The sequence below is a fragment of the Mucilaginibacter sp. genome (genome assembly GCF_965277465.1).
GTDB lineage: Bacteria > Bacteroidota > Bacteroidia > Sphingobacteriales > Sphingobacteriaceae > Mucilaginibacter.
Window position 1 is genome coordinate 309,160 of sequence record NZ_CBDICW010000002.1, and the last position, 18,809, is coordinate 327,968.

Genomic DNA, 18,809 nt, shown 5'->3' on the forward strand with positions numbered 1-18,809 from the left:
TGTTTACCTTTAGCACATCTACAATGAACAGGAAACAAACCGCTATACTCAACAAATGGCTTTACCTTTTTATAGGGATAGCTGTTTTAATAAACTTTAGCGCACTGTTTATCCCCATTACCGGCCCCGATGGCGCCTTGTATGCGCTGATTGCCAAAACAATGGTGCAGCGTAATGATTTTGTACAGCTGTTTTACCACGGTACCGATTGGCTGGATAAACCCCACTTTCCGTTTTGGATAACTGCAATCTCTTTTAGAATATTAGGCTTTACTACCTGGGCCTATAAGCTGCCCGGTATTTTATTTTTGATGATGGGGGCGGGGTACACTTACTTGTTTGCCAAAAGCCTTTACAATAAACAAATTGCCTTGTGGAGCGTGCTTATATTATTAACCGCGCAGCATATCGTCCTGTCAAATAACGATGTACGGGCCGAGCCTTATTTAACAGGGTTAATTATAGCGGCAGTTTATCATCTTTATAAAGCAAAAATAAATAACAGTAACTGGCAATTGCTATGGGGCTGCATTTTTACCGCCTGCGCTATCATGACTAAAGGGATGTTTGCCGTTGTACCCATCGGCGGGGCAATTGTTGGTCAGTTAGTCATTACCAGGCAGTGGAAACAGTTATTTAACATCCGCTGGTTAGCGGCTATTGTATTAATACTCATCTTTATACTACCCGAATTATGGTGCCTGTACCAGCAGTTTGATCTGCATCCCGAAAAGGTGATCTATGGGCAAACCAATGTATCGGGCATTAAATTCTTTTTTTGGGATAGCCAGTTTGGCCGTTTTTTTAATACGGGCCCTATTAAGGGCGGAGGCGATCCTTTCTTTTTTGTGCATACTGCTTTATGGGCATTTTTACCCTGGTCGCTCCTGATGTTTGCAGCTGTTTTTCAATTGATAAAAAAGGGAATAAAATATCCACAGGGCAAAGAGTGGTATTGCATTAGCGCGGCGTTGCTCACCTTCCTGCTATTTTCGGCATCAAAGTTTCAACTGCCGCATTATTTAAACATCGTATTCCCGTTTTTTGCAATTATAACAGCGCAGTACCTTTACTATATCACCACCGAAAAAACGATCCGGGGAATAGGTATCACCCAAACAGTAGTTATCGTTCTGTTACTGGTATTGATTAGTGCTTTACAATACTATTTCAGACCGGCGGTATTAAGCTTATACACCATAGTAACACTCATCCTCCTATTTTTATTGCTGATTGTTTTGCCGGGCGTAGCTGCTCAAAACGGGTTTCAAAAAATTGCTTTCCGCACGGCATTGGTATCTTTTATCGTTAATATTTATTTAAACCTGGCATTTTATCCATCGCTGATGCAATACCAGGCTACCAGCGAAGCCGCTGTTTGGATCAATACCCATAATCCAAAAAATCTGCCGGTAGCGGAACTTGGTGATGATAATACCGCGCCATTTGAGTTTTATATCAATAAGCCATTAACTACTGTAAGTTTGGGAGGTAAAGGCTCGTTACCTGCCAGGCCATTTTTAATGTATGCTGGGGCCGATGATTTAAAAAGTTTAGAATCTAAAGGCTGGCATACACAAACGCTTAAAACCTTTCAGCGCTATTGGGTAACAAGGCTAAGCCCGTCGTTCATCAATCAAAAAACGAGGGATCAGGAGTTGAGTACTGCGGTAGTTGTTGAGGTGCATTGATAGTGCTTTGATTTTGCTGATAGATACAGTAGTGGGTTTATTTTTCAATATTTTATGAACATGTGTATCGTTTTAATAAATGCCTGCGTAATGCTATTAACCAGGTGAAAATAAATTAGTTGATTGATCTCATGTTTATGGAAAAACACAAAACTCCGCTGTTGATTTTAAGTTTTTTGCTAACTGCCTTCGCTTCCTGCAATAAGAGCAGTGTAGTTCCGGATAAGGGTAAGAGCCTGGTACTTACTGCCGAAGAACAGCAAAAAGTAACAGCAGACAATGTGTTTTCCCTGAAACTTTTCAGAAAACTGGATAGCGCAAACACCGCCGGGGTAAATCTTTTTGCGTCGCCGCTAAGTGTAAGCTTTGCCATCGGCATGACCAGTAATGGCAGCAGCGGTGCCACGCTTGATGCCATCAGGAACGCGATGGATTTCACCGCCTTTACCCAGGCACAGGTAAACAGCTATTACAATAAAATTATTACCCAGCTTCCACAGCTCGATCCGGCAAATACAACTTTAAGCATAGCCAACTCCATTTGGTACAGGCAGGATTTTAGCGTGCTGCCCCAATTTTTACAAACCAACACCAGCTACTACAATGCAAAGGTACAGGCGCTTGATTTTAACAGCCCGGCATCAGTAAATACCATTAATAATTGGGTAAGCAGTGCTACCAAAGGTAAAATACCAACCATTGTTGATCAGCTTGTACCAAACGATATGATGTACCTAATTAACGCCATTTACTTTAAAAGTAGCTGGAACATGAAGTTCAACATAGCCAATACCCGCCTTGATAGTTTTTACCTGGGCGATAACAGTACCGTACAGGCCAGTTTTATGAATGGTACCGTTAACTTTAATTACAGTACCGATGGTACGGTAGCCGTGTTTGAACTGCCGTATGTTAATAGCAGGTTCAGCATGGTTATAGTGATGCCAATAAAAAGTACTACCTCATTAAATACGGTAATAAGTGGTTTAACCCCCGATAAGTGGGCTGCCTTGACGGCCAGCATGGAGCAGTTTAACGGCCAGTTTAAAATGCCGAAGTTTAAATTTGGCTATAGTATTTTGCTCAATAATGCACTGAGCGATTTGGGTATGGGCAATGCATTCTCTGACAATGCCGACTTTTCTTTAATTAATGCGACGGCGCACCTGCAAATAAGCAAGGTGCAGCATAAAGCTGTTGTTGAGGTTAATGAGGATGGCACAACAGCTGCGGCTGTAACCTCTGTATCAATAATTGCAACGGCAACTGCGCAACCTAATGCGGTAATTGATCATCCTTTTATATTTGCTATCCGCGAAAAAAGCAGCGGTCTTATCCTGTTTACTGGCCGGGTAAATAACCCTTTATTGGCAGGCGATTAATTAATTACTCACCATAATTTACTCTGTGATAGATAAATTTAAAAGGCTACTCTGTACGCAAACTCTTAACCGGTTTACTTAGTGCTGCTTTAATAGTTTGCAGCGCAATCAGCGAAATCGTTAACACTGTAAGCAGCAATACCGAGGCAATAAAAGGCAGCGAAGTAATACTGATGCGGTATGCATAGCCCTTAAGCCAGTTGTGCATAATAAGATAAGCCACCGGGCAGGCCACCAATCCGGCTATCCATACAACGCTCAAAAACTCTTTAACAAACAAGTTGATAATACCGGCTACTGATGCCCCTAACACCTTGCGGATCCCAATTTCGCGGGTGCGTTTTTGAACGCTCAGCGATATTAAACCCAATACACCCAGTAGCACAATAGTTATTGCCAATACTGTTGCCATGTACGATGCCTTTTTTAATTGCAGTTCTGTAGCGTAGAGTTTTGCTAAGGCATCATCAATAAAATGATATTCGAAAGGTACATCGGGGAAGGATAGGCTCCATTGTTTTTGCAGTGCTGCTAAGCTTGCTTGCATATTACCAGGTTTTAGCTTGATAGAAAAACTACGGTAATAATGCGTAAAGTTCACGTTGATAATACTAAGCGGGTTAATATTCCACTGCATAGAGCCCAAATGAAAATCGGCTACCACGCCACTAATGGTCATGGGCGAGGTTGAGCCCGGAACGTTTACCAACTGGCCAATTGCATCTTTAGGGTTGCGCCACCCAAGTGCTTTTGATGCCGCTTCATTGATCACAATTTTTGATGAATCGCCGGGTGTATACTGTGGGGTAAAAAACTCACCTGCTTTAAGCGGATGCTATAGGTTGCGGCATACTGGTTATCTGTAGCAATACCATCAGTTGTTATTGCTTTTTTAGGATCGGTGCCCTGCCTGTAAAGCGCCATTGAACCCCCGCTGCCGCCGTCGGGAATCTCCCATGATAAGGATACGCTGCTTACCTGTGGCAATTGCGCCAGCTGGTAACGGATATCTTCTGCCTTTTTCACGCCTTTCTCTGTCCAGTCGCGCGGTATTTCGGCATAAACAACATAATCCTTTTTAAAACCAAGGTCGCCATTAAAAAACAAGGCTACCTGCTGCGAAATAATGATGGCTACAATAAAAACCAATGCTGCCGTACCAAACTGAAAGCCAACTAATATTTTACGGAAAAGCACACTTTCTTTTACCGAACTTAACTTACCCTTTAGTGAGTCGACCGATTTTAGGGATGATAGCACCAAGGCCGGGTAAATGCCTGCCAGCAAGCCAACAAAAAGCGCAAATAATACCGGTACAAAATATAAATACCACGGAAAAGCGAACAGGCTCATGATATCCTTACCCAATACATCGCCAAAATACTGCCGCCCTAAAACATAAATTACCATGGCCAATATAGTTGCCAGCGTTACCAAAACGGTTGATTCTGTTAAAAACTGCCACATCAGCTGTTTCTTCATTCCACCTAAAACCTTGCGGATGCCCATCTCCTTCATACGGGATGATGACCTGCCGATACAGATATTTACAAAGTTAATGATCGCCATCAGCAGGATAAACAGGGAGATAAAAGAGAGTGTGTAAAGCATCTTTTTCACCAAGCCATCATTGGCATCTATATAGTATGTTTTTAGGGGTAGCAGTAGAGGGGTAAGATTATCGCTGACCTGCCGGGAGGCATTTTCTTTGATTAAATGCCGCATGGGCTGTTCCAGATCCTTCGGGGTAACCCCTTTTTTAAGTTCGATATAACCAACTAAGGTATTGTTATTCCATCCCTCTAACGACCGGCCTAAAAAAACAGCGGCTTTGGCAGTTAAAAAAATATCAGTTTTGTTATAATCGTTAATATGGGTTACCGAATTGCGCGTCATGTTTTTCAATACGCCCGATATAGTAAATGCATGCTTTAGACCCATAAAGCTTTCAACAGTAAGTGTTTGGCCAATAACATCGGTGCTGCCAAAATATTTATTGGCCAGCTTTTCAGTTATCACTGCCGAAAACGGATCAAGGAGCGCTTTTTCAGCATCGCCATGTAATAAGGCAAAGCCATACATGCTAAGCAGGGTAGTATCCCCAATCTGAATAGTTTCGCGAAAATGCTTATCACCCTTTGATACATTAGAGGTAACGCCATCCCAATGGTAATAATTGGCTACCAGATTTGGATATAGTTCCTTTAATGTTTTTGGCAGTTGTGCAATGGTAGTAAAAGCAGGCCCCATGTTTGGGTCTTTCCATTTACTTTGAATAATGTATTGGTTATCTGCATCTTTAAGATCGTGGTTTACCTGTAATTCGCCCCAGATATAAGCCCCGGTGAGCAGGGTAAAGGCAATGCCTGCCGAAAGGCCTAAAATATTGATGAGTGAAAATACTTTGTTTTTCCAAAGACTTCGCCAGGCTACAATAAAGTAATTTTTCAGCATAAAGGTTGTGTTAGAGGTTATATAATTTAAAATTAAGTATATAAAACAGTATGACAGACAGCCTTAACAGTTTTTAACGTAATTTAACAATGGACGATTAACTCGTACAATCATTCATTTATCCTTAAATTGCAGTCCCGATAAAAACCATAAAGTATGGAACAGCACTTGACCGAACTTTTTGAACGTGACCTTTTAAAACTAAAGGACGAAATAAGGAATTTTAAGGACGAAGAAAATATCTGGCATAAACCCGAAGGTGTAAGCAACAGCGCAGGTACTTTGGTGCTGCACCTGGTTGGCAGTATAAGCTATAATATTGGTACCCTGATAGGCAATACAGGCTACGTGCGCGACAGAGTGCAGGAGTTTGCATTAAGCGATGTACCGCGCGATAAGCTGATTGTTGCCATTGAAACGGTAATTGACATGCTTAAAACCGTTTTGCCAAAATTAGATGAGCAGCAGCTAAAAGCATTATACCCGCTTGAAATTATTGGGCAAAGAAGCATTGCCTTTTACCTTACCTATTTTTACGGGCATCTAAATTATCACCTGGGGCAGGTAAACTATTTAAGGCGGATTTTAGAATAGGGATTTTTTTGATAAACAGATTGTTATTGCTGGTGGGCAGCAATAACAATCTGTTGTTCTTTTTTATACCATGCCCATGTATGGGTCGCTGTAGCTTGGTCTGCCTGTTTCAACACGGCCTGCATAGCGTTTTTCAAAACTATTGGCACCGCTTACTTTTATGCTGAAATCGTACCAGCCGTGGCTATTGGCTAAGTTTAATGCCAGGTTTGATTTTACCGCTGGCTTAAGCGTTAGCTTATGGTTATTGGTTTTATAAGCATGATCGGTAATTTCAACTATATGCTGGCCGTTGCTCAGGTTATGCAGTTGCAGCTCAATGTTCCCGGTAAGTTTTTTGCTATCGGTTAAGCTATGCTGGTAATTACAGGCAACAGATAAAGCAGGATCGGCAGCATTACCCTTAAACTCGCGGAAAAACCCGTTAGGGCCATAAACACGCAGGTGGTAGTTATCATTCTCAAACTCATGTAAAGGCCATTCGTCTGCCAGGGTATCACCAGCTTTTGCTGTGTATGCCCAGGTACGCACATCCTCATTCAGGTATTTGCCCGGTGCATAAACATTAAACGGCGAGCCTGATGCCTTTTCCCCAAACACCTTATCGGCAGCCGTAAACCTAATGCCGAATGATCTTTTATCGGTACTCAATTCGCCATCAACAAATAGTTCATAAGGCAAGGCCGATGAAGGTTTAATGCCTTTTTCCTGCTTAGGCAGGTATGGCGATAAATGCGGCGTTTGGTTGGCCTGCGCTATTTCATCAGCAGTAAGCAGCTTATAAGCATCAGGCAGCTTTTTGAATTTTGCTTTGTGAATGCTTTCAACAAATTCTTTTTTCGGCACAAATTCAGGTTGTGGAATCTGTTCGCCATTATACGGGCGAAATACCGAAGTCAGATCACCACAAACGGTACGGCGCCAATCGCTGATGTTGGTTTCCTTTATGTTTTTACCTGTTTTTTTATTTAAAAAAGTTTCAAGGAATTGCAGGGTTGAGGTATGGTCAAATACTTCGGAGTTTACCCAGCCGCCCTTGCTCCACGGTGATGCAATTATAAGCGGAACGCGATAACCCAAACCAATGGCGCTTTCCTTATTATATCTTTCAGGAAAATCCTTGCGGGCAAGTTCCTGCTCTAAGGTTACAAACTCAACCCGGGTATCAATCCCATCAGATACCTTGCCGGTACCTGTTTTATGCGAGTGTGGCGCAGTAAATGGCGGTACGTGGTCAAAATAACCATCGTTTTCGTCGTAGGCTAAAATAAAAATGGTTTTTTTCCAAACCTCGGGGTTTTGGGTAAGTATATCCATCACTTCGGATACATACCAGGCGCCAAACCATGCAGCGGTAGGATGATCAGAAAAGTTTTCGGGAGCGGTAACCCACGATACTGTGGGCAGCTTACCATTCTTTACATCATCCCTAAACTGGTGCAGTACATCTCCCTTTGGTACTAAAAGTTCACGCTCGGTACCATCATCGTTATATTTCAAGCTTTCCAGCGTACGGAAATGCGGGTCGTTCCTGTTGGTGTCAAATGCTTTTTTATGCAGGCTTTTTTCTTTGTCTGATAGTTTATCAAACATGCCTGATGTATAGGTTTCACGTTCTTTGTTAACATCAGCAAGGTAACCTTGCATTTCTTTCAGTTGCTTTTTAAGGTGACTGTTGTGCGCATCATCAGCCGGTAAGGCAGCAATTTGTTTTTGCAGTTCATCAATCTTAGCCGGAAGCTCGGCAGACCGTTTTTCCATAGCGATGATATGCGGTTCGTGCAAATGGATATTGTACTGTGCAAAAAACTCTAATGGGTTATCCTGAAAGTTTGATAACCAGGGATCTTCTTCGCCTTCAAAACCAGTATCAATGGCAACCTCGTTCTGGTAACATTTCCAGCTGATGCCGTTATCTTCCAGGCGTTCAGGGAAAGTGGTCCATTTAAGGGTGCCATAATCCATATCCTCGTTCCAAACATGGGCCCGTGCATCTTCATTTTGCTCTTCGCGGATGGTGCCGCTCCAATAATATAAACGGTTAGGGTTGGTGCCGGTTAAAGCCGAGCAAAAGTTTTGATCGCAAATTGTAAATGAATCGGCAAGGGCATAATAAAAAGGAATATCCTCGCGGGTATGGTAGCCTAAGGTTAAAGGCATGCTGGCATACTCCTTAATGCTGTTGCGCTTGTTATCCAGCCATTTATCAAATCTGCCTTCGTTACGGGCGTTTACCTGGTTGCGCCACGAGTGTGGTAAGGAATGCATCCAGGTAGCTTTGGTATTTTTTATATCCAGTCGGAAAGGCGCGTAGGTTTCGCCCTTAGCATTTGATTGCAGCCAAACCTTATTTTTATTGGGCAGATCAATGGCCCGGGGATCATTATACCCCCTGACGCCTTTAAGCATTCCAAAACAATGGTCAAATGACCGGTTTTCCTGCATCAGGATCACCACATGCTCGGCATCCATAAAAGTACTTCCCGGCGCCGGGTTTATAGCCATTGCCTTTTGAATAGATGCAGGCAAAAAGTTGGCTACACCTGCTGCACCGGTTAATAAGGCTGCTTTTTTTATAAAATCTCTTCTGGTATCCATGTTTTATAAAGTTTTATTGCAGATTGTTATTCCTTTTTATAACTGCAATAGTTAATGCCCCAAAGCATTATAGTAAATATACGCTGATTTATTTTTTAGTTAAAAGGCCGGATATTATCCAACCCTTTTCCCTATATATTCTTCACATAAGCCAAATGATAAAGTCATCCCGTTACCGCCAACGCCGTTTATAACGGTTACACCGGGTGCAATATCAACTATAAGCTCGGTAGCGCCATTGGTCATTTTTGGGTATATACCATGCCATGACTGCAGCATTTTCCAATCCTTAAAGTTGGCAAATGTTTGTAAGTAAGAAGTTATCATATCATTAATAAACGACTTATCGAAAGGGTCATGCACCAACCCATATTCGTGCGAATCACCGATAGTTAATTCGCCGCTGCCGTTTTGCGATACCATAACATGGATGCCCCATTTCAGGTATTCGGCATATTGTTCCTCATAACGTTTGCGCAAGGCAGGTAACGAGGCTGCTGCCTGGAAACCCGGGTAATGGATCATAGATAAACCACCGCATAACGATGGGCCTATCCGCCATTCATCAGGCTGGCTCACCAGGCGCATCATTTGCAGTTTGCATTTGGTTATTTGTGTTTCTAAAAACAGGTCGGGGTACAGGGTTTCAAAATCAGCCCCGCTGCAAACAAAAATCTCATCGGCTTCCCAACTGCGGTTGCCTGCTGTTACTTTAGGGTAATTAATTTGACTGATTGCCGTGTTCCAGTAAAACTCAACACCATACTTTTCTGCCAGGTAGTTGGCCACCTGCCCAACCGCAACCCTCGATTCTACAATCATTTCTTCACCGCTCCACAACGCACCCTTTAACCCATCAGGATTAACAGCCGGCGATTTTTGTAAAGCCTGTTCAGGGCTCAGTAATCCACAATCGCGGTATTTCCGGTTAACCTCAACATATTCGTTGATTACCTGTAGCTCATCATCGTGATAAGCCAAATGCAGTGAGCCAACTTCGTTATGCCAGATGTTTGCCTCCAGGCAAATTTCTTTCCAGATGCTGCGTGATAGCATGGCCCTCTCAAAAAGCGGGCCTGTTGCCTGCCCAATGGGCCATATCATTCCAAAATTACGGATGGATGCGCCAACGGCACGTTCGTTACGTTCAAATATGGTTACTTTATAACCACGCAATGCCAGCGCCCTTGCTGTTGCAAGGCCAACTATACCGGCACCAATTATTATTGCACTCTTTTTTGCTGATGAAGATTTCATGCAGGTTGTATGTTTAATTGATTGCCGCTTTCGCTTTGCGGCTGTTCAGTTTCATCTTTTTTGCGGGCTTTTTGTAAAAAGTAAAAGAGCGATAATAGGGCACAAACACCGCCAATTATAGCTACAAAAACCACACCCTCTTTAAAAAATTGCCCCCAGCTTATATTAGGGCGGCCAAATTCTTTTACCATTAGTAAGCCTACGCTGCCTAAATAGCCTAATGAATCGGCCACGTAAATTAAAAAGCCAACATTACTTTTGTAATGGAAGGTAGCAATCATCCGCTCAAAAAATATGGCATTGTAAGGCACATACCCTAAATATAGGCCCAGGCCTGCCATTGTCATCCAGGTGGTTGGGTTAATCATTTTTAAACTGAACAGGATGGTTGATGCGCCTATTAATACACAGCCACCTATGATCATTATATGGATAATGCTAAAGGCCCTTAAATTTTTGCGTACCAATATCAGTAAGCTGATCACGATGAGTACAATTACCGATATTTTGGTATCGGTGCTGGTATAGATCATGCTGCTTTTTACCCCAAGGCTGGCCCATATCTCTACCTCAAAATTGTCACGTACATCCCGCATAACGGTAAGCAGCACATAAATAATAAGGGTTAAAATTATGCCGGGTAAAAAGCGCTGCAAAAATTGCTTGCGTTCGGTGGCATTCATGGTGGTACGTTTAGTACGCAGCTTTATGTCTTCGGCAGTTGGCGGGGGCACTAATTCTAAAAAGAAAACAAATAATACCAGTGGAATTACAAATACCGCCCCGGTTAAAAAAGGCATCTGGAAATCGCTAATAGGCAGTATGTGTAAAAGCGTCCGGCCTATGGTTTTTACAAATCCCGATGCAAATATTAAACTGATGGATAATACCGCTGCCATAAACTCAGTGGAGCGGCGGCCTTCAAGGTAGCTAAAAACCAATCCCCATATTAACCCTAAGGGGAAACCGTTAATAAATAAAAATATAATATTATATGGCGCAGGTACAACGGCAAAGCCTAAAAGGGCCAGCCATGCAATGCCTATCAGCATTAAAATAGTAATGCCGCGTTTGTTACCTTTTATTTCGGCAATAAAACGGATACCGTAAAATTTGCTTAGGGTATAACCAATTATTTGCGCTATAACCAGCCAAACCTTATAATCAACATGGAAATATTGCTGCCCGGTAAATGTCCCGGCGGCAAAAGCCTTACGGAAAGCATACATACAAGTATAGGCACCAAACGAAGCAACAGCCGCAGTTACCGACAGCAATGCATAAGGCCATCGGGCAACTTTAGCACGCAGGTTGTCCATTGCTTTCATGGCTACTTGTTTATAATATCAATTACCTGTGCTATATCGTCAATTATGTGTGTAGGGTTGTATGTTTCAAGTTCCTGGCGGGTAAATATACCTGTGGTAATACCAATAACATATTTACAACCTGCATTTTGCCCTTCGCGTACATCAACCTCGGTATCGCCAACTTTAGCTACTTCTCTTGGGCGTTCAATGTTACCATCCAGCATCATCTTCTGGATCATGAACGGGTGCGGGCGGCCCAGCTCAACCTCGTCAGATCCTACCAGGTGATTTATTAAGCCTTTTTCAAACCAGTGTAAACGCTTAACAATGGTATCGGCAATATCTTTTGAAAAGCCCGTGTTAATACCCACCTGTATGCCTTGCGTACGTAATGCGGCAAATGTTTCCTCAACATTTGGCAACGGCTCAATGCCGGGAGCAGTGGCATAATGGTTTATCATCTGCTCAACAAATTCGTGATGTATTTTGGTTACCAGTTCGGTAGTTATTTTGGCATCGTTATGCTCATGCAGGCGCAGTATCTGCCTAATGGCTAAATTTTTCTCATAACCCATTAAAGGGTTGATAAGTTCCAACGGAACCTCATAATTTGATTTTAATAATGCAGCCTGAAAAGCTTTGCTTACGTCATGATCGTCCTTAACCGTGGTGCCGGCTATATCGAATACTACTAATTTTATAGACATATTGTTAACTAATGAATGTTGAGCAATACTAAACTTTGTTTATTAATATCAAACTAAATTAATATTAATTTATGATTAAGTTGTTTGATCAAGGATCATTAAGTTGTCATAGCCATTAAGAGGATAAATAACCTAATAGCAAATGAATCAATGCCTAAGCTATTTTTTTTCTTCAAAAAAGTAGATCACCAGCATAATTGCGGTGGTAGTACTCAGGTTTTTTGGGGTGTGGGGGATGCGGCCATCAAATAACATGGAATCTCCCTGGCTTAGCCTGATCTTATCTTCGTTAAACTGGTACTCTACTTCGCCGGCTAATATGTATTTATATTCAAAGGCATCGGTTTCAACTAAGGGGCGGGAGGCATTGGGTTCTAACTCCAATATAACTATATCAATAGTGCTTGGGTTAACAGCCTGTGTAAATATACGCTGGTAGTGAAAACCAATGGCATGTTCTTTTTCAAAATGCTGGTATTCGCTTTTGCGTTTAACCAATATGGGCAGTTCGGCAGTTTTTGATCGGATGTCCTTAAAAAATTCGTTAAGGTCAATCTCAAGGGCTTTGATAATATCTATCAATACCATTAATGAGGGGATGGTGCGGCTGTTCTCAATCTGCGATATTAGGCCTTTGCTCACATTGGCCCTTACGGCAAGCTCCTGTACGGTAATGTTTTTTTCGCGGCGGCGTTCTTTAATTCTATTGCTGATCTGGATCAGGATATCCTCTTCCATTAAATGATAATTAATTTAGGGCGCAAAGTAAGTAATTAAGCAAATCGGGTGAAATAATATTTATGTTAATAAAAGTTAAATAAGGGTATGGTGCCTTACTGAAGTAAAACGCCGGCAAAATTGCTTAGCGATTTATCCTGATACCGGCTTACTTTTGTAATACCGAAATGCTGATTTAACCTTTGCCCGCGTTTTAACACATCCTTAATAATAACCTAATATGCTATATCTTTATTTGTGAGATATACTTTTCGCTAAAAATGAGACCATCAGCAAATAACAACCAGGCTATTGTGAACGAAGTTTTTTCGCTGTACGAAAAATACGGTGATGAAGATTATATAGGTGAACCAGTTTCGCAATTGGAGCACATGTCGCAGGCAGCTATGCTTGCCGAAGAGGAGGGGTATGATGATGAGGTTATATTAGCTGCATTTTTTCATGATATAGGCCACCTTTGTGCGGATGCCGGTGAAACCGAAAGTATGGATGGCATGGGCAATGTTGACCATGAAAAATTAGGTGCTGATTATTTGCTTGAGCGTGGGTTTTCTGAAAGGCTCGCCGGGCTGGTACAAGGCCACGTTATAGCCAAGCGATACCTTACTTATAAATACCCTGAATATTATAATAAGCTATCGGCAGCAAGTAAGGTAACACTTGATTTTCAGGGTGGGGTAATGAGCCCGGCAGAAGCTGCTGAATTTGAACTTAACCCCGATGCCGAATTAATTATCCGCCTGCGCTACTGGGATGATAAAGCCAAAGAAATGAATATACCTGTTAACAACATGGCCCATTTAAAGCAAATGGCCATAAAGCATTTGGGCGAAAGAAATTAAGCTCCAGCTTTGAAAATCTGAAATAGTTTTTATTGAATAGTATTTTAAGCACGTTATAAAATTAATGCGGGTTATTTAGGCGCTGCGGTATTATTCAGGCGATAGACAGCTCCAATATTAAATATTTGTAATTAATAAGTAACGCCTCTGTTACAGAAAACGGCATCCTTAACGTTTTCTATACCTATTGTTAAGTATAGCTTAATATTAAATTAGTTTACCAATAATAAACAAAGTTTAGTATTGCTGCATGAAAACTTCCACCCCTTCACTATTAAAAATTAACAGATGAAACAGATCTACATGCAATTAAAAACCGTGTTAACGGTATTGTTATTCTGTGTTTCTCCGGTATTATTATTCGGGCAAACAAAAATCGGCGGTACGGTAACCGATCAGAAAAAACAGCCTTTACCGGGCGTTAGTGTATCTATAAAAGGTACAACAAAAGGTACAGTTACTGATATTAACGGTAGCTTTTTATTTACGGTTGAAAAAGGCCAGGTGCTAACCATTAAATTTTTGGGTTTCGTATCCCAGGATATTACCATTGGCGACCAAACCAACTACAACATTGCCCTTGCCGAAGATACCCGTACCCTAAACGAGGTAGTGGTAACTGCTTTGGGTGTTAAGAAAGAAACCCGCCGTATAGGTTACTCTATACAAACCGTAAACGGCGATGCTTTAACCACCGCACGCGACCCAAACCCTATCAATGGTTTAATTGGTAAGGTGGCAGGTTTATCAGTTGGTGCAACATCCGAAATTTTGGGTGTACCTAACGTAACTATCCGTGGTAATACGGTATCACTTTATGTTGTTGATGGTTTACCAATCAACTCGGATACTTTTGATTTAAGCCCGGATGATATTGAAACCTACACTGTATTAAAAGGCCCTGCGGCTGCGGCACTTTACGGTAACCGCGCAGCAAACGGCGCTATTTTAATCACTACCAAAAAAGGTAGCGGTAACAAAAAAGGACTTACTGTTGATATAAACAGCAGTACAGTAATCAACAAAGGCTTTACAGCATTTCCGCGCGTGCAGCACTCATACGGACCAGGTGAAAATACCTTTTATGAGTTTGTTGATGGTAAAGGTGGTGCACCAGGTGGTGTAGATAGCGATTATGATGTTTGGGGCCCTTACTTTGCAGGCCAGTTGATACCACAATATGATAGCCCGGTAGTTAATGGTGTTCGCCAGGGTACGCCATGGGTTGCACGTGGTGCAAACAACTTAGCTAACTTTTTGGTAACTGGTTACCAAACCAATAACAATATTGCTTTAACAGCAAATGGCGATACTTATACCACAAGGTTATCAGTATCACAACAACATCAGTCGAGCTATATCCCTTCACAATACCTGGATATTGCCAATGTTAACTTTTATGCTTCATTTAACCCAACCCCGCGTTTAAAATTTGAAGCCAACGTTGATTTTAACAGACAGAGCACTGATGATTATCCGGATGTTCAATACGGGCCAAACAGTATCATCTATAACTTAGCTATCTGGACAGGTGCCGACTGGAGCGTGAACTCTCCGGATATCAAAGCTATCTGGCAGCCGGGTAAAGTAGGTGTACAATCAGAATTTGAGGAGTATACCCGTTACCACAACCCATATTTCCTGACCAAGATCTGGACCCGTGGTCATTACAAAAATGATACCTATGGTTATGTATCAGGTAACTACAAAATTGATAACCACTTAAACGTTGGTTTAAAATCACAGATTGATACCTACAACTTATTACACACCGAAGATCTTCCTTACTCGGCCCACCCCTATGGCCGCGAAGGTAACCAGGGTGATTACCGCGAAGACCGCCGTGATTTGTTTGAGAACAACACCGAAGTAAAATTAAACTTTGATTACACGGTTCATAAATTTTTAAACATTAACGGTTTAGTGGGTGGTAACTTACGCAGCTTTAAATATAACTCAAGCTGGGTATCAACAGATTACTTGAACGTACCGGGCGATTACTCATTCAGTAACTCAAAAAACCCGATACAGGCAACCAGCTTTGAATCGCAGTTAAGAACCCTAAGCGGTTACTACTCTGTGGATTTAACATTCGGTAAATACTTTACTTTGTCAAGCACAGGCCGTGTTGATAAATCATCAGCATTCCAAAACGTAACTACTTATTATTACCCAAGCTTATCAGGCGCTACAGTAATCTCTGATTATGTTAAATTGCCTGAGTTTATCTCATTCTTAAAAGCAAGAGCTTCGTACTCAAACGTACGTTCAGACGATACCAGCCCAACCATTGGCCCTGCACCGTTTAACTCTATATCAGCCTACGGCGGTTCAACAGTTAGCAACAGCCCGGGTAGCAATCCATTGTTTTTAAACCCGCTGGGTTACGGTGTAACTTATAATTCACCATATAACGGTCCGGCTTATTCACTTAACCCGTCGTATTCAATCAGCAAGCCATACAATAACCAGGCTGCAGCCTATGCATCAAACTACCTGTATCAAAATGGTATCAAAACATCAACCCGCGTTAACTACGAAGAAGGTTTTGATATTAAATTTTTACAGAACCGTTTAGGTTTAAGCGGTACAGCTTTCCAGTACATTGATGGTCCGCGTATCCTTGACAACGTAATATCAACCGCTACTGGTTATACCGATGAGTTTTTGAATGCTTTAAAAACCAAGAAAACTGGTTATGAAGTTTCAATACAAGGTACACCAATAAAAGATTTAGGTGGTTTTGGCTGGGACGTTTTAGTAAACTGGTCTACTTTTAAAGAAGTTTATGAAAAATTACCTCCGGGACAATCAGTTTACAATACCTTCTTTAAACAAGGCGACCGTACTGATAAATTCTACGGAACTGCATTTGTAAGAACTCCGCAGGGACAGATCATCAATGGTTCAAACGGTGAGCCTTTGGTAAACCCGGTGCCACAGTATTTAGGTCACCTTAATGCTGATTATTCATGGTCAATCAGCAATAATCTTCATTACAAAAGCTGGAATTTAGGTTTTCAGTTTGATGGATCAGTTGGTGGTGTAACTACCGATTATGTACACAACAAAACAGTACGTGGTGGTAGCAATGCTTTAACTGCCGAAGGTGCTTTGGGTGATGCCCGTTACCAGGATTGGTTAAACTTTGGTAAAGCCGGTTACACAGGCTCGTACGTTGGCCAGGGTGTAGTTATATCAAACAAAACAGCGCCTAACTACGATTCACAAACAGGTGCGGTATTAAACTACGGTAGCTTACAGTATGCACAAAATACTACCAAGGCCTTTGTACAGGAGTATGCAAGCGAGTACTACAACGTTAACGAAGCTAACTTAATGAGTAAAACTTATGCTAAACTGCGTGAGGTAACCATTGGTTATAATTTCCCTAAAAAATGGTTGCAAAAATCATTCATCTCAAAAGCTTCAGCATCAATTTACGGTCGCAACTTATTATACTTCTACAAAAATCCTGAGTTTAAAGATGTTGATCTTGATCAGTATAGCAACTCTGCTACTGCTGTTACAGGCTTGCAGTCGCCATCAGTTCGCAGCTATGGTCTTAACATAAAATTATCATTCTAATTAAAATCAGAAAAACGATCATGAAAAAGATATTTAGAATTTATTTACTGCCGGTACTTATGGTATTGACGGTAAGCAGTTGTAAAAAGAGTTTTGAAGACCTCACCAAAAACAATAACGTTCCAAACAGTGTACCTGCTTCGCTATTGTTTACCGGCGTGCTGAACAACATGGTAGATCTGCCCGACGGACAGAGCGAGATCTACGATCAGTACTATATCTACAACTACAACTACTACGGTAATAATACCTATGATTTTGGTAGCGGTACAGATTATTATACCACACTTAAAAACGTTGTAATAATGGAAAACCAGGCTGCTGCATCAGGCGGTGCCGCGGTTAACCCTTACGAGGCTTTGGGTAAATTTTTCAGGGCTTATTTTTTCAGTAAAATGAGTTTGGAAAGAGGTGATATACCAATGACACAGGCTTTACAGGGCTTAAGCAACCTGACACCAAAGTACGATACGCAAAAAGCGGTAATGACACAATCATTAGCTTGGCTTGAAAGTGCCAATGCCGATTTAACACAGCTAATTGCTAATCCAAGTACAGGTGGCAGTGGTTTAGGTGCAACATTAGGCGGCGATATATTTTATAACAACAGTCTTGTTGAGTGGCAAAAAGCTGTTAATGCTTTGCACATCAGGTTACTTTTGCAATTAAGCAAAAAAGCAACTTCTGATCCGGATATGAACATCCCGGCACAGTTTGCTGCAATGGTTGGCAACCCAACAAAATACCCAATGATGAGCAGTTCTGCCGATAACTTACAGTATGTATTTATTTCGCCAACAAACTACTATCCGCAAAATCCTGACAACTTTGGTCAGAACGGGTCAAGACAAAATTCATCACAAACTTATATCAGCCTGCTTACCAGCTTACAGGATCCGCGTGTTTATGTAACTGCCGAGCCTGCACGTTATAATGTTGATGTGCTGAAACAAAGTCCTACTGCCTTTTCATCATTTATAGGTGCTGATCCGGGATTAGATTTGGGTACTATGTACAATAATGCAGGTTTACAGAAATATTCGTTCATTAACCGTAAGCATTACTACTCAACCTATACAGGCGAGCCAAGCATCCAGATAGGTTACCCTGAGCTGATGTTTAACATAGCCGAAGGTATAAACCGCGGCTGGGCAACTGGTGTAAATGCCGAAACTTATTATGTTGCAGGTATACAGGCATCAATGGCTTATTACAATGTACCAACAACAGGCGTATTTACAGCTTATTTTTACCGTCCGGGATCAACAACTGGTGTTCAGGATAATTCAAATTATGATACCTACACTATTACCACCAACTGGACCAACTATTACAGCCAGGCTGGTGTTAAATATGTGGCAGGTGCAACCGGGTTAACTGAAATTTTACAGCAAAAATACCTTGCCTTGTTCCGTCACTCAGGTTTAGAATCGTATTTTACTTACCGCAGAACATTGGTGCCAAACTTTACAACCGGCCCGGGTACTGATAACGGTCAGCGTATAGCCATGCGTTTCCAATACCCATCAACCGAGCGTTCGGCAAATACAGCCAATTATTTAGCTGCATTAGCCAGCCAATACGGTGGTAATGACGATATTAATGCTATAATGTGGATACTTAAATAATAAATCAAAAAACAGAGAGC

General features: G+C 41.6%; 13 protein-coding genes. 6 read left to right on the forward strand and 7 right to left on the reverse strand.

Annotated features, from left to right (window positions below):
- Nucleotides 1–23 precede the first annotated feature (23 nt).
- Nucleotides 24–1,691 (forward strand): ArnT family glycosyltransferase, encoded by a 1,668-nt coding sequence (locus ACQY4U_RS13695; protein WP_428330002.1) that lies wholly within the window; start codon nt 24–26, stop codon nt 1,689–1,691.
- Nucleotides 1,692–1,828: 137 nt separating this feature from the next.
- Nucleotides 1,829–3,073: a serpin family protein gene (locus ACQY4U_RS13700; protein ID WP_428330003.1), complete on the forward strand. Its 1,245-nt coding sequence runs from the start codon at nt 1,829–1,831 to the stop codon at nt 3,071–3,073.
- 46 nt (nt 3,074–3,119) lie between these two features.
- On the opposite strand, the gene ACQY4U_RS13705 is transcribed toward ACQY4U_RS13700, so the two are convergent.
- Nucleotides 3,120–3,845 carry an ABC transporter permease gene (locus ACQY4U_RS13705; protein ID WP_428330004.1) on the reverse strand — a complete coding sequence of 242 codons (726 nt, stop codon included), beginning with the start codon at nt 3,843–3,845 and terminating at the stop codon, nt 3,120–3,122.
- Entirely contained in the window at nt 3,842–5,527 is a 1,686-nt protein-coding gene (locus ACQY4U_RS13710) for an ABC transporter permease (protein WP_428330005.1), read from the reverse strand. Before ACQY4U_RS13710 ends, ACQY4U_RS13705 begins: the two co-directional genes overlap by 4 nt.
- Nucleotides 5,528–5,683: 156 nt before the next feature.
- On the opposite strand from ACQY4U_RS13710, the gene ACQY4U_RS13715 reads away from it, so the two are divergent.
- Entirely contained in the window at nt 5,684–6,121 is a 438-nt protein-coding gene (locus tag ACQY4U_RS13715) for a DinB family protein (RefSeq protein WP_428330006.1), read from the forward strand.
- 63 nt (nt 6,122–6,184) lie between these two features.
- Here the strand turns inward: ACQY4U_RS13715 and ACQY4U_RS13720 are convergent, their stop codons facing one another.
- From ACQY4U_RS13720 to ACQY4U_RS13740, 5 genes are all read right to left on the reverse strand, one after another.
- Nucleotides 6,185–8,719 carry a phosphocholine-specific phospholipase C gene (locus ACQY4U_RS13720; RefSeq protein ID WP_428330007.1) on the reverse strand — a complete coding sequence of 845 codons (2,535 nt, stop codon included), beginning with the start codon at nt 8,717–8,719 and terminating at the stop codon, nt 6,185–6,187.
- Nucleotides 8,720–8,833: 114 nt separating this feature from the next.
- Entirely contained in the window at nt 8,834–9,976 is a 1,143-nt protein-coding gene (locus ACQY4U_RS13725; protein ID WP_428330008.1) for a TIGR03364 family FAD-dependent oxidoreductase, read from the reverse strand.
- Nucleotides 9,973–11,304: a DUF5690 family protein gene (locus tag ACQY4U_RS13730; protein WP_428330009.1), complete on the reverse strand. Its 1,332-nt coding sequence runs from the start codon at nt 11,302–11,304 to the stop codon at nt 9,973–9,975. The genes ACQY4U_RS13725 and ACQY4U_RS13730 overlap by 4 nt, the downstream gene beginning before the upstream one ends.
- A 2-nt stretch (nt 11,305–11,306) precedes the next feature.
- Nucleotides 11,307–11,993, reverse strand: coding sequence for an HAD-IA family hydrolase (locus tag ACQY4U_RS13735; RefSeq protein WP_428330010.1), 687 nt, complete (start codon nt 11,991–11,993; stop codon nt 11,307–11,309).
- A 159-nt stretch (nt 11,994–12,152) separates the two neighbouring features.
- Nucleotides 12,153–12,731, reverse strand: coding sequence for a helix-turn-helix domain-containing protein (locus tag ACQY4U_RS13740; RefSeq protein WP_428330011.1), 579 nt, complete (start codon nt 12,729–12,731; stop codon nt 12,153–12,155).
- Nucleotides 12,732–12,991: 260 nt separating this feature from the next.
- Here ACQY4U_RS13740 and ACQY4U_RS13745 point away from each other — a divergent pair, with 260 nt between their 5' ends.
- From ACQY4U_RS13745 to ACQY4U_RS13755, 3 genes are all read left to right on the forward strand, one after another.
- Nucleotides 12,992–13,573, forward strand: coding sequence for a phosphonate degradation HD-domain oxygenase (locus ACQY4U_RS13745; protein ID WP_428330012.1), 582 nt, complete (start codon nt 12,992–12,994; stop codon nt 13,571–13,573).
- Nucleotides 13,574–13,861: 288 nt separating this feature from the next.
- On the forward strand, nt 13,862–17,161 hold the full coding sequence (locus ACQY4U_RS13750) for a carboxypeptidase-like regulatory domain-containing protein (protein WP_428330013.1): 3,300 nt from the start codon (nt 13,862–13,864) through the stop codon (nt 17,159–17,161).
- A 20-nt stretch (nt 17,162–17,181) separates the two neighbouring features.
- Nucleotides 17,182–18,789 carry a SusD/RagB family nutrient-binding outer membrane lipoprotein gene (locus ACQY4U_RS13755; RefSeq protein WP_428330014.1) on the forward strand — a complete coding sequence of 536 codons (1,608 nt, stop codon included), beginning with the start codon at nt 17,182–17,184 and terminating at the stop codon, nt 18,787–18,789.
- Nucleotides 18,790–18,809: the final 20 nt, after the last annotated feature.